At 65.8% G+C, this 13,212-nt stretch carries 14 protein-coding genes; 7 read left to right on the top strand and 7 right to left on the bottom strand.

The features are described from left to right. The first annotated feature begins 133 nt into the window (after positions 1 to 133). Genes dxs through folE2 form a run of 3 tightly spaced genes read left to right on the top strand, consistent with a single transcriptional unit; the run spans position 134 to position 3,321 of the window. Positions 134 to 2,056 carry a 1-deoxy-D-xylulose-5-phosphate synthase gene (gene dxs / locus D580_RS0103440; RefSeq protein ID WP_018953041.1) on the top strand — a complete coding sequence of 641 codons (1,923 nt, stop codon included), beginning with the start codon at positions 134 to 136 and terminating at the stop codon, positions 2,054 to 2,056. Positions 2,057 to 2,081: 25 nt separating this feature from the next. After that, positions 2,082 to 2,462 (top strand): 6-carboxytetrahydropterin synthase QueD, encoded by a 381-nt coding sequence (queD, locus tag D580_RS0103435; protein ID WP_018953040.1) that lies wholly within the window; start codon positions 2,082 to 2,084, stop codon positions 2,460 to 2,462. Between the two features lie 46 nt (positions 2,463 to 2,508). After that, complete coding sequence (folE2, locus tag D580_RS0103430; RefSeq protein WP_018953039.1) at positions 2,509 to 3,321, top strand: GTP cyclohydrolase FolE2; 813 nt, start codon at positions 2,509 to 2,511, stop codon at positions 3,319 to 3,321. A 124-nt stretch (positions 3,322 to 3,445) separates the two neighbouring features. On the opposite strand, the gene D580_RS0103425 is transcribed toward folE2, so the two are convergent. The 3 genes from D580_RS0103425 to dapA all read right to left on the bottom strand — a co-directional run bounded on the left by D580_RS0103425 (position 3,446) and on the right by dapA (position 6,277). Beyond that, on the bottom strand, positions 3,446 to 4,231 hold the full coding sequence (locus tag D580_RS0103425; RefSeq protein ID WP_018953038.1) for an MBL fold metallo-hydrolase: 786 nt from the start codon (positions 4,229 to 4,231) through the stop codon (positions 3,446 to 3,448). A 10-nt stretch (positions 4,232 to 4,241) separates the two neighbouring features. Continuing rightward, entirely contained in the window at positions 4,242 to 5,300 is a 1,059-nt protein-coding gene (gene bamC / locus D580_RS0103420; protein WP_231363482.1) for an outer membrane protein assembly factor BamC, read from the bottom strand. A gap of 92 nt (positions 5,301 to 5,392) precedes the next feature. Next, entirely contained in the window at positions 5,393 to 6,277 is an 885-nt protein-coding gene (dapA, locus tag D580_RS0103415) for a 4-hydroxy-tetrahydrodipicolinate synthase (protein ID WP_018953036.1), read from the bottom strand. Between the two features lie 159 nt (positions 6,278 to 6,436). Between dapA and D580_RS0103410 the strand changes: the two genes are divergently transcribed. The 3 genes from D580_RS0103410 (at position 6,437) to D580_RS0103400 (ending at position 9,120) form a co-directional block, all read left to right on the top strand. Then, positions 6,437 to 6,991 (top strand): glycine cleavage system protein R, encoded by a 555-nt coding sequence (locus D580_RS0103410; protein ID WP_018953035.1) that lies wholly within the window; start codon positions 6,437 to 6,439, stop codon positions 6,989 to 6,991. Positions 6,992 to 7,074: 83 nt separating this feature from the next. Next, positions 7,075 to 7,575, top strand: a complete 501-nt coding sequence (locus D580_RS0103405) for a peroxiredoxin (RefSeq protein WP_269208092.1) — start codon at positions 7,075 to 7,077, stop codon at positions 7,573 to 7,575. Between the two features lie 132 nt (positions 7,576 to 7,707). Then, a complete protein-coding gene (locus D580_RS0103400; RefSeq protein WP_018953033.1) occupies positions 7,708 to 9,120 on the top strand; it encodes a PhoH family protein in 1,413 nt (470 codons plus the stop codon). 196 nt (positions 9,121 to 9,316) lie between these two features. Here the strand turns inward: D580_RS0103400 and D580_RS0103395 are convergent, their stop codons facing one another. From D580_RS0103395 to D580_RS0103380, 4 genes are read right to left on the bottom strand one after another with little or no spacing between them, the layout of a single operon-like run. Next, positions 9,317 to 10,393, bottom strand: coding sequence for an AI-2E family transporter (locus D580_RS0103395; RefSeq protein WP_018953032.1), 1,077 nt, complete (start codon positions 10,391 to 10,393; stop codon positions 9,317 to 9,319). Between the two features lie 6 nt (positions 10,394 to 10,399). Next, positions 10,400 to 10,756 carry a hypothetical protein gene (locus D580_RS15135; RefSeq protein ID WP_018953031.1) on the bottom strand — a complete coding sequence of 119 codons (357 nt, stop codon included), beginning with the start codon at positions 10,754 to 10,756 and terminating at the stop codon, positions 10,400 to 10,402. A gap of 14 nt (positions 10,757 to 10,770) precedes the next feature. After that, complete coding sequence (locus tag D580_RS0103385; protein WP_018953030.1) at positions 10,771 to 11,514, bottom strand: type 1 glutamine amidotransferase; 744 nt, start codon at positions 11,512 to 11,514, stop codon at positions 10,771 to 10,773. Positions 11,515 to 11,559: 45 nt separating this feature from the next. Beyond that, entirely contained in the window at positions 11,560 to 12,483 is a 924-nt protein-coding gene (locus D580_RS0103380) for a selenium metabolism-associated LysR family transcriptional regulator (RefSeq protein WP_018953029.1), read from the bottom strand. A gap of 173 nt (positions 12,484 to 12,656) precedes the next feature. Between D580_RS0103380 and D580_RS0103375 the strand changes: the two genes are divergently transcribed. Beyond that, positions 12,657 to 13,211, top strand: coding sequence for a hypothetical protein (locus D580_RS0103375; protein ID WP_018953028.1), 555 nt, complete (start codon positions 12,657 to 12,659; stop codon positions 13,209 to 13,211). Position 13,212: the final 1 nt, after the last annotated feature.

The following is a 13,212-nucleotide window of genomic DNA, read 5'->3' as shown; positions in this document are numbered from 1 at the left end:
GCGAGGCGCAAAACCCCTACTCCTCACGTCTCCCCCTTACGCCTTACACTATCCCCTCACGCCTCCCCCATTTCTTGCATGACTCCCCCGGCGGGGTCGATAATTGACCCCTTTCCCGTCGTGCAAGCCCCTGATGAGCCAGCCTGAGTCCTATCCCCTGTTGTCCCGCATCGGGTCGCCCTCGGATCTGCGTGAACTGCCCGCAGCCGAGCTGCAGGCCCTGGCGGGGGAACTGCGCGCCTTTCTGCTGGAGTCGGTCTCCAGCACCGGCGGGCACCTGGCCTCCAACCTGGGCACGGTGGAGCTGACCATCGCCCTGCACTACGTGTTCAACACCCCCGACGACCGCCTGGTCTGGGACGTGGGCCACCAGAGCTACCCCCACAAGATCCTCACCGGCCGCCGCGAGGCCATGCCCGGCCTGCGCAGGAAGGGTGGCCTGGCCGGCTTTCCCAAGCGCGCCGAGAGCCCCTACGACACCTTCGGCGTGGGCCATTCCAGCACCTCCATCAGCGCCGCCCTGGGCATGGCCCTGGCCGCCCGGCAGCTGGGCGAGGACCGCCACGCGGTGGCCATCATCGGCGACGGCGCCATGACCGCGGGCATGGCCTTCGAGGCCCTGAACCACGCCGGCGACCAGAAGGCCAACTTGCTGGTGGTGCTCAACGACAACGAGATGTCCATCTCCCCCAACGTGGGCGCCATGAACAACTACCTGGCGCGCCTGCTCTCGGGCAAGGTCTATTCCACGGTGCGCGAGGGCAGCAAGCGGGTGCTGGACCACATGCCCCCCATGCGCGAGTTCATGCGCCGCGCCGAGGAGCACATGAAGGGCATGATCGTGCCCGGCACCCTGTTCGAGGAGCTGGGCTTCAACTACTACGGGCCCATCGACGGCCACGACCTGCCGTCCCTGGTGAAGACCCTGAAGAACCTGCGCGCCCTGCCCGGCCCGCGCCTGCTGCACGTGGTCACCCGCAAGGGCCACGGCTACGCGCCCGCCGAGCAGGACCCCTGCGGCTACCACGGCGTGGGGCAGTTCGATCCCAGCCAGGGACTGGCCGCCGGCAAGGCGCCCTCCAGCCCCAGCTACACCCAGGTGTTCGGCCAGTGGCTCTGCGACATGGCCGAGGCCGATGCGCGCCTGGTGGGCATCACCCCGGCCATGCGCGAGGGCTCCGGGCTGGTGGAATTCTCCCAGCGTTTCCCCGAGCGTTATCACGACGTGGGCATCGCCGAGCAGCACGCCCTGACCGTGGCCGCCGGCATGGCCTGCGACGGGCTCAAGCCGGTGGTGGCCATCTACTCCACCTTCCTGCAGCGGGCCTACGACCAGCTGATCCACGACATCGCCATCCAGAACCTACCGGTGCTGCTGGCCATCGACCGGGCCGGCGTGGTGGGGCCCGACGGCCCCACCCACGCGGGCAGCTTCGACCTGAGCTACCTGCGCTGCGTGCCCAACCTGACCGTCATGGCCCCCGCCGACGAGGACGAGTGCCGGCGCATGCTGAGCACCGGCTTTCACCTGGACGGCCCGGCGGCGGTGCGCTACCCCCGAGGCAAGGGACCGGGCGCGGCCATCGATCCGGGCCTGGACACCCTGCCCGTGGGCAAGGCGCAACTGCGCCGCAAGGGCCGGAGCGTCGCCCTGCTGGCCTTCGGCGCCGTGCTGCCGGCGGCGCTGGCGGCGGCGGAACCCCTGGATGCCACGGTGGTCAACATGCGCTTCGTCAAGCCCCTGGACGAGGCCCTGGTGCGGGAGATGGCCGAGGGCCACGACCTGCTGGTGACCCTGGAGGACAACGTGGTGGCCGGCGGCGCCGGCAGCGCCGTGGCCGAGAGCCTGTCCGCCCGGGGCATCAGCGTGCCCCTGCTGCACCTGGGCCTGCCGGACCGTTTCCAGGATCACGGCAGCCGGGAAGAACTGCTCTCCGAGGCCGGCCTGGATGCCGAGGGCATCCTCGCGGCCGTGCGCGCGCGCCTGGACGACGTACCGTCCCGGTCCGGGCGTGACGATTGCCAGTCCGCGCCCACTCGGGTAATCTCCAAGTAATTTGCTAAGTTATTACATTGTAAACATGGCCGCCCAATACACCCTCAAGGTCCTCACCGACTTCGCCTCCGCCCACACGCTGCGGGACTACCCCGGCGCCTGCGCGCGCATGCACGGTCACAACTGGAAGGTGGAGGCCGAGGTGATCGCCACGCGCCTGGACGACATCGGCATGGGCATGGACTTCCGGGACATCAAGCAGATCGCCCGGGAGATCGCCGGGCGGTTGGACCACCGCTATCTCAATGAACTGGAGCCCTTCACCGAGGTCAATCCCACGGCGGAGAACATCGCCGCCTGGTTCTTCCGGGAGATGGCGGCAAGAATCAACGGCCCGCACCGGCGCATGCACGCGCTGACCCTGTGGGAAACCGAGCGGGCCTGCGTCCGTTACACTGAAGACTAGTGTCGAAAGCGACACTGCCCCGGACACACCGAGGACAACGAATCCCATGAGCAACATCGCACCCAAGGCCATCTCCGGCGGCATGCCCGACGTGCAGGCCAGCGCCGACACCCGCCAGATCCCCATCAACAAGGTGGGCATCAAGGACATCCGTCACCCGGTGCGGGTGAGCGACCGGACCGGTGCCGAGCAGCACACGGTGGCGCGCTTCAACATGTACGTGAACCTGCCCCACAACTTCAAGGGCACGCACATGTCCCGTTTCGTGGAGATCCTCAACAACCACGAATACGAGATCACCGTGCAGTCCTTCAAGCAGATGCTGCACGAGATGGCCGAACGCCTCGAGGCCGGCTCCGGCCACATCGAGATGAACTTCCCGTTCTTCGTCAACAAGCGCGCGCCGGTCTCGGGCGTGATGAGCCTGATGGACTACGACGTGAGCTTCATCGGCGAGATCCACGACGGCGTGGCACAGATGAACATCAAGGTGGTGGTGCCGGTGACCAGCCTGTGCCCCTGCTCCAAGAAGATCTCCGACTACGGCGCCCACAACCAGCGCTCCCACGTGACCATCAACGCCCGGGTGGGCGAGTTCGTGTGGATCGAGGAACTGATCGACCTGGTGGAGAGCGAGGCCTCCTGCGAGCTCTACGGCCTGCTCAAGCGCCCCGACGAGAAGCACGTCACCGAGCGTGCCTACGACAACCCCAAGTTCGTCGAAGACATGGTGCGCGACGTGGCCGCCCGCCTGAACGCCGACGAGCGCATCCGCGCCTACGCGGTGGAATCGGAGAACTTCGAGTCCATCCACAACCACTCGGCGTATGCGCTGATCGAGAAGGACAAGGACAGCTAAGTACGAAGTGTGAATTGGGAAGTAGGAATTAACGGCCATTACTTCGCACTTCCAAATTCCCACTTCTTACTTCAATTCCTACTTCCCAATTCACACTTCGTACTTACCCCCCTTGGCTCCGACTTCAGGCCATCCTCCAGCCAAACCCCTCCTCCTGCCGCGCCACGTCCAGCCACTGGGGTGTACAGCCCAGTGCCCGTGACAGGGCCTCCAGGGCCAGGGCCTCGGTGTTGTTCTTCTCGGACAGGTGCATGGCCACCAGGTGAGTGAGCCGGCCGGTATCCATCTCCGCCAGCAGGGCCTCGGCCTGGGTGTTGGCCAGGTGGCCGAAGTCACCCCCCACGCGCCGCTTCAGGGATTCCGGATACGGGCCCGTGGCGAGCATCTGCACATCGTGATTGCACTCCAGCAGCAGGGCGTGACAGCCATCCAGCACCCGGCGCATGTGGGGCGTCACCGAGCCCGCATCCGTGAGCAGGCCCAGGCGGCGGTCGCCGTCGCTGAACAGGAACTGGCAGGGCTCCCGGGCATCGTGGGGCACCGGGTAGGGATCAATGGCGAGATCGCCCAGGGCCAGGGGCTCGTGGGCATGGATGATGCGCAGGGCGTGGAAGTCGGTATCGCGCAGGGCATCGTAGGTGCCGGCGGTCAACCACACCGGGCGGCGGTGGCGCCGCGAGAAGGCCGCGGCGCTGCCCACGTGATCGCTGTGCTCGTGGGTGATGAGTACGGCGTCGATGTCCTCGGGGGCGAGGCCCAGGCGGGCCAGGCGGCGCTCGGTCTCCGCGACCGAGAAACCGCAGTCCACCATCACCCGGGTGCGGCCCGCCTGCACCACCAGGCAGTTGCCGCGGCTGCCGCTGCCCAGGGAGGCGAAACGGATGCCCCGAACCGGATTGCCCGCCGCCATGAGGGCGGGCTTAGCGCAGTTCTTCCTGCAGGCGCACCAGTACGTTGCGCGCCTCGGGGGCCCGCAGCAGTTCGCCCTCGCGACTGCGTACGGTCACCCGGGTCCAGTCGCCCTCCTGCACCAGGTGGATCTGGTAGCGGGCGCCCGCGTCCAGGGTCTCGCGCCGGAACATGCGGCTAAAGAAGCCGCTCTGGGTGGCCGTGTCGGGGTTGTAGGTCACGTGGAAGACGCGACGGCTACGGTCCTGGTCATCCACCAGCAGGCCGGCGCGATCCAGGGCCAGGCCCACCCGGCGCCACACGGAGGTGAACTCGCCGCTCAGTTCGATGCCCGGCTGGCCATCCACCTCGCGCTCACGTATCTGGGTGCCGTGATCGGCCGCATCCAGGGCGGTGCGGGCCGCGGCATCCTCCTGGCCCAGGAACACCAGCAGGCGGGTGAGCATCTCCGCCTCCAGTTCGGGATCCGCGGGCCGCGGCACCCAGCGCATGCCGGCGCCTTCCTGGGTGGTGGCCACGCTCTCCACGCCCCGATGGCTCAGGAACAGGGCGGTCACGCCCTCGGACTCCCGCTCCAGTCGGACGCGGTACTGATCGCGGAGACCCGCGTCGTAGAGGGTGCCCAGGGTGCGGCCCAGGGTGGCCCGGAAACCGGTCACGGGCGCGCCCAGTCGGGTCTCCTTCCAGTCGGTCTCCATGATGCCGATGCGCGGCTCGTCCCGGCGCAGCTCGAACTCCTGCGCCTGCCAGAAGGCGCGCAGCGAGGGCCAGATCTGCTCGGGCTCGGCGCGGATCTCCAGCCAGCGCACGGCGCCGTCGCGGCGCACGGCCACATCGCCCAGCTCGCGGGGCGCCACCTCGGCGACGGTGCCATCGGCGGGGACTCCGGCGCCCAGGATGCCCGAAGGCTGCTGACGGCGCTCGGCCTCCACGGCGCTGACGCGGCCATCGCCCCGGGCCGGGATGCGGTAGGTGGCGTCCACCTCCGGCGGCAGCAGATCCGGCGGCACCTCCAGGGCACGGCCGCTGGTGGCGTCGTGATGGGCGGTATCGCGTCGGTCGCCCAACATGCCGCAGGCACTCAGACTGATGACCAGGAGGGAAACGACAAGGACAGGGAACGACTTGGACAGCAAGGGCTTCAGGGACATGGATTCGGGTATCAGGCGTTGAGGGTGATGCCCGCGGCGGCGAGGGCCTCGCGCACGGGGGCATGGAAGCGTTCGGACAGGCGGGTCAGGGGCAGGCGGATCCCCGGGGGGATCAGACCCATCTGCTCCAGGGCCCACTTCACGGGGATCGGATTGGCTTCCAGAAACAGGTTGCGGTGCAACAGGTCGAGACGGGCATTGATGGCCTCGGCGGCGGCGCGATCACCGCGCATCGCCGCCTCGCACATCTGGTGCATCTCGGCGGGCGCCACGTTGGCGGTGACCGAGATCACGCCCTTGCCACCCAGCAGCAGAAACTCCATGGCGGTGGCGTCATCACCGCTGTAGAGGTCGATCTTCTCGCCGCAGCGGGCCACCAGGTCCCGGGCACGGTCCAGGTCGCCGGTGGCGTCCTTCAGGCCGACGATGTTGGAGATCTCCGCCAGGCGCACCACGGTGTCGTTGTGCATGTCCACCGCCGTACGGCCGGGGACGTTGTAGAGGATCTGCGGGATGGGCACCGCCTCGGCCACGGCCTTGTGGTGCAGGTACAGGCCTTCCTGGGTGGGCTTGTTGTAGTAGGGGGTCACCAGCAGGCAGGCATCGGCCCCGGCCTGCATCGCGCAGCGGGTCAGTTCGATGGCCTCGGAGGTGGAATTGGCGCCGGTGCCGGCGATCACCGGGATGCGCCCGGCCACCAGATCCACCACCTTGCGGATGACCTCGCAGTGCTCGTCGAAATCCAGGGTCGCGGACTCGCCGGTGGTGCCCACGGCGACGATGGCGTCGGTGCCCTTCTGAATGTGGAACTCAACCAGCTCCGCCAGGGACGCGTCGGAGACGGAACCGTCTGCCTCCATGGGCGTCACCAGGGCCACCATACTGCCGTGAAACATCGAAACCTCCGAGGCCAGACCAAGTGGGACATGGTACTCACCGCACCCCTGCGGGATCAAGCAAGACCCCTGTTCGCGGGCCGTTCAGGCGGGCATGGCGCCCCGGGTCTGTGAACTGATACTCTTAAGCAACCTTCCATCCGAGCCCGAAGATTCTCAATGACCCGCACACCGGACCCCAAGCACAGCACCCATCTGGTCATCTCCGCCATCGGCGAGGATCGTCCCGGCCTGGTGGAAAGCCTGTCCAAGGCGGTACTGGAGAGCGGTTGCAGCATCGAGGACAGCCGCATGAGCGTGCTGGGCGGTCATTTCGCCGTGATCATGCTCACCTCGGGCAACTGGAACACCCTCAGCAAGCTCGACAATGCCCTGGACCAGCTGCGCAAGCAGCAGTTCCTGGAGATCATCAGCCAGCGCACCACCCAACGCCCCCCCAGCGCCCGGGCCCTGCCCTACGGCGTGGACGTGGTGGCCCTGGATCAGCCGGGTATCGTGCACCAGCTGGCAGGGTTCTTCTCCGCCCGGGGCATCAACATCCAGGAGATGAGCACCCACGCCTACAACGCGGCGCACACGGCCACCCCCATGTTCGCCGCCCACCTGACGGTGGAACTGCCCGCCACGGAGCACATCGCCAGCCTGCGGGACGATTTCCTGGATTTCTGCGATGAACTGAACCTGGATGGGGTGATCGAACCGATCAAAGGATGAGCAAGTACGAAGTGTGAATTGGGAAGTGCGAAGTAAAGGCTTTCTTTCCCACTTCCCAATTCACACTTCTCACTTGCCAGCACCTGGACAACCAACACCAGAAGAGGCCCCTCATGCCCCAAGTCGCCCTCAACAAGCCCGTCCCGGATTTCGAACGCCCCGCCACCGGCGACAAGACCGTGCGTCTCTCGGACTTCAAGGGCAAGCAGCACGTGGTGATCTACTTCTACCCCAAGGACGACACCCCCGGCTGCACCACCGAGGGCAAGGACTTCACCGAGCAGTACGCCAGGCTCGCCAAGCAGGGCGTGGCGGTGCTGGGTGTCTCCCGTGACAGCCTCAAGTCCCACGAGAAGTTCAAGGAGAAGTACGGCTTCCCCTTCGACCTGCTCTCCGACGAGGACGAATCCCTGTGTACCCTGTTCGACGTCATCAAGATGAAAAACATGTATGGCAAACAGGTGAGGGGCATCGAACGCAGCACCTTCCTGATCGACAAGAACGGCGTACTACGCCGGGAATGGCGCAAGGTGAAGGTGCCCGGTCATGTAGACGAGGTCCTGGAGGCCATCAAGGAGCTTTGACACCGCACATGCCGCGAACCCCGCGCAGATCTAGCCCGACGCGTTCCACACGCCGCAGCGCCCCTCGGGGTTCTGCGGCGTTTTTGTATCCACGCACCCACAGTCCACGCACACAGAGCCAGGAGCCCTTCCATGGTGAAGAAAGAAATCCGCGGCAAACGTCTGTTCGTCCTGGATACCAACGTGCTGATGCACGACCCCACCGCCCTGTTCCGTTTTCAGGAACACGACATCTACCTGCCCATGGTGGTCCTGGAGGAGCTGGACCGCAGCAAGAAGGGCGTCTCTGAAGTGGCGCGCAACGTGCGCCAGGTGAGCCGCTTCGTGGATGAACTGATGGCCGACGCCACCCACGCGGAGATCGCCAAGGGCCTGCCCCTGGTGAGCGAGAGCCTGGCCGAGAGTTCATTCGGCAGCAGCGGCCGGCTGTTCTTCCAGACCCGCGCCATGCCCGTGAGCCTGCCCGACAGCCTGCCGGGCAACACCCCGGACAACACCATCCTGGGCACCGCGCTGGCCCTGCAGCAGGAGCGCCCGGACGTGGACGTCACCCTCGTGTCCAAGGACATCAACCTGCGCATCAAGGCGGCGGTGATCGGCATCCACGCGGAGGACTACTACAACGACCAGGTGCTGGACGACGTCAACCTGCTCTACAGCGGACGCTGCGAACTGAGCGCCGATTTCTGGGAACAGCACGGCAAGCGCATGGACTCCTGGCAGGAAAGCGGCCGCACCTTCTACCGCCTGCACGGGCCGATGGTGACCCAGTGGCATCCCAACCAGTTCCTGCACCTGGAGGGCGAGGAACCCTTCACCGCCATTGTCCGGGAGGTGACGGGCGAGGAGGCGGTGATCGAGGTGGCCGGGGACTACATGAATCCGCGCCACACGGTCTGGGGCATCAACGCCCGCAACCGTGAGCAGAACTTCGCCCTGAACCTGCTCATGGACCCGCAGATCGACTTCATCTCCCTGGTCGGCGCCGCCGGCACCGGGAAGACCCTGCTGACGCTGGCGGCGGGCCTGGCCCAGACGCTGGAGGACAATCTCTACAAGGAGATCATCATGACCCGGGTGACGGTGCCCGTGGGCGAGGACATCGGCTTCCTGCCCGGCACCGAGGAGGAGAAGATGACGCCGTGGATGGGCGCGCTCATGGACAACCTGGAAGTGCTCACCAAGTCCGAGGTGGGCGGCGACTGGGGACGGGCGGCCACCAACGACCTGCTCAAGAGCCGCATCAAGATCCGTTCCCTGAACTTCATGCGCGGTCGCACCTTCCTCAACCGCTTCATCATCCTCGACGAGGCCCAGAACCTCACCTCCAAGCAGATGAAGACGCTCATCACCCGCGCCGGCCCCGGCACCAAGGTGGTGTGCCTGGGCAACATCGCCCAGATCGACACGCCGTATCTCACCGAGACCACCTCGGGCCTGACCTTCGTGGTGGACCGCTTCAAGGACTGGGCCCACAGCGGCCACATCACCCTCACCCGGGGCGAACGTTCACGGCTGGCGGATTACGCGTCGGCGACGCTATAAGGATGGGCTGTAAGGATGGAATGATTGCCGCGGAGACGCGGAGGCGCAGAGTAACTACTCAAACAATGGACAGGATTAACAGGATACAAGCGGATTTACAGGATTAAATACTGTGGCCTTTCAATCCTGAAAAATCCTGTTAATCCTGTCCATTTTCTTTCCTCTGCGCCTCCGCGTCTCCGCGGCAAAGGGAATTTCAGGCCTTTTCTTCCGAGCTCGGCACCTCACCGTGCCGCGGCCAGGAACGGATCACCGCCTGGATGAGGGTGGCCAGCGGGATGGCGAAGAATACGCCCCACAGGCCCCAAAGGCCGCCGAACACGATCACCGCGGCGATGATGGCCACCGGGTGCAGGTTGACCACCTCCGAGAACAGCAGCGGCACCAGGACGTTGCCGTCGAGGAACTGGATGACGCCGTAGGCTACCAACACCCAGACGAACTCGCTGGACAGGCCCCACTGGAAATAGGCCACCAGGGCCACGGGGATGGTCACCACCGCCGCGCCGATGTAGGGGATGATCACCGACAATCCCACCATCACCGACAGCAGCATGGCGTAGTCCAGACCGAACAGGGTGAAGGTCACGAAGGTGACTGCCCACACGATCAGGATCTCGATGAACTTGCCGCGCACGTAGCTGGCGATCTTCACGTTCACCTCGGCCCAGACCTCGCTGGCCAGGCCCCGGTCCCGGGGCAGGAAGCCGGTGATCCAGGCGAGGATCGCCTCCTTGTCCTTGAGGAGGAAGAACACCATCAGGGGCACGATGATCAGATACACCAGGAAGGTCACCAAGTGCATGGCCGAGGACAGGGACAGACTCACCATGCGCTGGCCCAGCAGGGTGGTCTCCGCGCGGATGGCCACGATCAGATCGCGCACCTGCTCCTCGGAGATGAACTGGGGATAGCGCTCCGGCAATTGCAGCAGGACGCTCTGCCCCTGGGCGATCATCACCGGCAGTTCACGCACCAGCTGCGTGATCTGCTGGGACAGGAGCGGAATGAGACCCAGCAGGGTGATGATGAACAGGGTGACGAACACCACGAATGCCAGGATCACGGCCGCCAGACGCGGAACGTGCCAGCGCTGCAGCTTCTGCACCGCGCCTTCCAGCAGGTAGGCGAAGACCAGGCTGGCCAGCAGCGGCGCGATGAGCCGCCCGGCGAACACCACCACGGCCGTGCCGAAGATCAGCAACAGGGCCAGGATGACCACCTGGGGGTCGGAGAAATGCCGGTCGTACCACGCGCGCAGGGGCCCGATCACCTGTCCTTACTCCCGCCCGGTGACGCGCTTGTAGTGCATCTCGAAGACCACCTCCAGCTCGTCGATCACCTCGTGGGCAGGCCGGCCCTGCATGACATGCTGGGCCATGAGCGCGGAGGTCTCGTTGAGCAGCTTGGACTTGTCGAGCATGTGATAGGTGGCGGACAGGCGCTTCATGGCCTTGACCACGCTCTCCCCCTCGGGACGGGGGATGGCTTCGGGCTCGGGGATCTCCTTCGGCGCCGGCTGCTCCTGGCTGGCCAGGAACTCGGCAAAGGACAGCAGGGTGCGCTGCTGTTCCTCGGACAGTTCGCGGAACAGCTTGAGCAGGCGCTTGCCCTGTTCGCCGGCGCCGGCCGTCATGCCAACGGATGGGATCACTGGGTCTCCACCTTGAGATTGAACACCGGCATCTTGCGCCGTTCCTGCATCAGGGACAATCCGGTCACCAGGCCCTTGAGCACCAGGGCGGTGGTCTCCTGCATCTGGCTCCACTCCATGCGCGCCTCGCCCAGCAATTCACCGATGTGGGGCGGCGGGTTGTGCCTGGCCTCCATGATGATGTCCTCCAGCATGCCGGGCTTCATCTCGGGGCGGAACAGCAGTCCATAGCTGAGCGGGTCCGGGCGTACGGCCAGCCAGTGGCCATCCTCGTCCACCAGGATGGGCTCCAGGCCTTCGGGCAGGTCCACGTCGCCGTTGTACATGACCAGCACCCGGCGCCCGTCCAGTTCCTCGGCGATAGGGTCGCCCTCGCCGGCAGTGGTCTTGCTGGCGGTGACGAATTTCGCCGTGTGCATGGGTTCTGCCTTCGGCGTGCCGCCGGCGGCCATGGCCACCAGCTGACCACCCATGCCCAGGCCCACGATGGGCCGCCCGGCCTTCTGGAACACCTTGATCAGGTTGAGCTCATCACTCACCTGGGGATTGTGCTCCTCGTCGGTGAGCGGCCAGGCGCCGCCCAGCAGCCACAGGCCGTCGAACTGGGCGGCGGAGCCGGGCAGTTCCTGGCCCACGAAGGGGCGGAAGTAGCTGAAGCCGATGTCACGCTTCTCCAGCTGGCTCTCCACCAGGCCGAGGAATTCGGAATAGGTGTGCTGAACGACCAGATAGTTCTTCATCAAAGACTCCGTGGCGATCTGTGCAAATGTCGCGGATGCGCCGGATCAGGCGTCGGTGCGCGGGAGATCGCCAGCATGGACCTGGCAATAATTGCGTGCAAATTCCAGCAATTCTTCCATGGCCCGCAGGCGGAATTTCTGCCGCTGGCGCACGAAGGAGAAGGGACGCTCCAAGGGGGGCGCCAGGGGGATGGCCACCAGGCGCTTCAGCGCCAGCTCCTTTTCCACCGTGGCCCGGGACAGGATGGAGACCCCCATGCCCGCCTCCACGGCACCTTTGATGGCCTCCGGGCTGCCCAGTTCCAGGCACACCCCCAGGGCGTTCTTGTCCACGCCCTGGCTGGCCATGTACTCCACGATCACCTCCCGGGTGCCGGAGCCCTCCTCCCGGCAGATGAACGGCTGGGAGAGGATCTGCTCCAGGGTGGCCTGTTTCTCCCCGGCCAGGGGATGGTCCGGCGGCACCACCAGCACCAGCTGATCCTGCTGGCACACCTCCACCAGCAGGTTGCGGTTGCTCACCGGTGATTCCACCACCCCCAGGTCGATGATGTTGTTCTCCACCATGGAGACGATGCCCTCGGAGTTGGACACCTTGAGGCGGATGTTGATCTCCGGGTACTTCTTCTTGAAGTCCCCCAGCAGGGAGGGAAGCATGTACTCGGCGATGGTGGTGCTGGCCCCCAGGGTCAGGGCACCACTCACGTCGCCGGTCAGCTCACGCACCGAATTCTCCATCTCCGAGTAGAGTTCGAAGATGCGCTCGGCATACTCGTAGACGGTACGCCCGGCCTCGGTGAGACTGACCCGGTTGTGGGTACGGTCGAACAGCCGGGTGTTGAAGTAATCCTCCAGCTGGCGCACCTGGAAGGTGACCGCGGGCTGGGTCATGTGCAGGGCATCCGCCGCCTTGGTGAAGGACAGCAAACGCGCCACGGTGTAGAAGACCTGTAGTCGGCGATCAGCCATGAAAGACCCTGATACCCTGTGCTTGGCAATAAGTATGGTTAATCGGCTGAATATTAGCATAGCCGCAAGCACGGCAATGCCACAGTAACCGCCGAACCACCGGGGTCAATGGGCAGACGGGCCGTCGACCGCTACACTCCTCCCTCGCCCCAAGCCCCGGAATACAAGCCCACATGAGCGAAGCCTGGAAGAAACTGGACCTGGAAGGCGCCGGCCTGCAGCGCCTGAACATGACCCTGGCCCAGGAGATGAAACGCCGCCCGGTGGCCTACGGCCTGCTGGTGCTGTTTCCCCTGGGCCTGCACCGCTTTTACCTGGCCGAGCGCCGGGGCGGGTTCGCCTACCTGGGCCTGAGCCTGCTGGGCCTGGCTCTGGCACTGACCCTGGGCCCGGTCTGGATCCTCGCGGGCCTGGTGCCGGCCCTGCTGTTCGCCGCCTTCGACCTGGTGTGGATCGACCGGCGTGTGACCGCCTACAACAAGGCCCTGCGCATGCAGCACTTCCTCAAGCCCGGCGCCCGCCCGCCCCAGGGATTCCGGGGCCGCTACACCGACGACGACGCGGGCCTGGACGAATACGTGCGCATCAAGGAATCGGAACGGGCCGGCCACCAGCCCGTGGGCAAGGATGCGGGCGAGTCCGGGCGCAAGCACATCCCCTCCTTCAACGAGCAGGAGGCGATGCTGCGGGAACTGGCGAGGACCAACAAGGGCAGGAAGAACAAGTAGG

The sequence above is a fragment of the Thioalkalivibrio sulfidiphilus genome (assembly GCF_000377945.1).
Lineage (GTDB): Bacteria > Pseudomonadota > Gammaproteobacteria > Ectothiorhodospirales > Ectothiorhodospiraceae > Thioalkalivibrio_A > Thioalkalivibrio_A sulfidiphilus_A.
The sequence above is the reverse complement of the archived record's forward strand: the minus strand, read 5'-3'. Positions and strand labels throughout refer to the sequence as shown.

What these genes read in the sequence shown, in the direction of transcription:
- dxs (WP_018953041.1), top strand. Translation starts at nt 134, where the DNA reads ATGAGCCAGCCTGAGTCCTATCCCCTGTTGTCCCGCATCGGGTCGCCC.
- queD (WP_018953040.1), top strand. Translation starts at nt 2,082, where the DNA reads ATGGCCGCCCAATACACCCTCAAGGTCCTCACCGACTTCGCCTCCGCC.
- folE2 (WP_018953039.1), top strand. Translation starts at nt 2,509, where the DNA reads ATGAGCAACATCGCACCCAAGGCCATCTCCGGCGGCATGCCCGACGTG.
- D580_RS0103425 (WP_018953038.1), bottom strand. Translation starts at nt 4,231, where the DNA reads ATGGCGGCGGGCAATCCGGTTCGGGGCATCCGTTTCGCCTCCCTGGGC.
- bamC (WP_231363482.1), bottom strand. Translation starts at nt 5,300, where the DNA reads ATGTTGGGCGACCGACGCGATACCGCCCATCACGACGCCACCAGCGGC.
- dapA (WP_018953036.1), bottom strand. Translation starts at nt 6,277, where the DNA reads ATGTTTCACGGCAGTATGGTGGCCCTGGTGACGCCCATGGAGGCAGAC.
- D580_RS0103410 (WP_018953035.1), top strand. Translation starts at nt 6,437, where the DNA reads ATGACCCGCACACCGGACCCCAAGCACAGCACCCATCTGGTCATCTCC.
- D580_RS0103400 (WP_018953033.1), top strand. Translation starts at nt 7,708, where the DNA reads ATGGTGAAGAAAGAAATCCGCGGCAAACGTCTGTTCGTCCTGGATACC.
- D580_RS15135 (WP_018953031.1), bottom strand. Translation starts at nt 10,756, where the DNA reads ATGACGGCCGGCGCCGGCGAACAGGGCAAGCGCCTGCTCAAGCTGTTC.
- D580_RS0103385 (WP_018953030.1), bottom strand. Translation starts at nt 11,514, where the DNA reads ATGAAGAACTATCTGGTCGTTCAGCACACCTATTCCGAATTCCTCGGC.
- D580_RS0103380 (WP_018953029.1), bottom strand. Translation starts at nt 12,483, where the DNA reads ATGGCTGATCGCCGACTACAGGTCTTCTACACCGTGGCGCGTTTGCTG.
- D580_RS0103375 (WP_018953028.1), top strand. Translation starts at nt 12,657, where the DNA reads ATGAGCGAAGCCTGGAAGAAACTGGACCTGGAAGGCGCCGGCCTGCAG.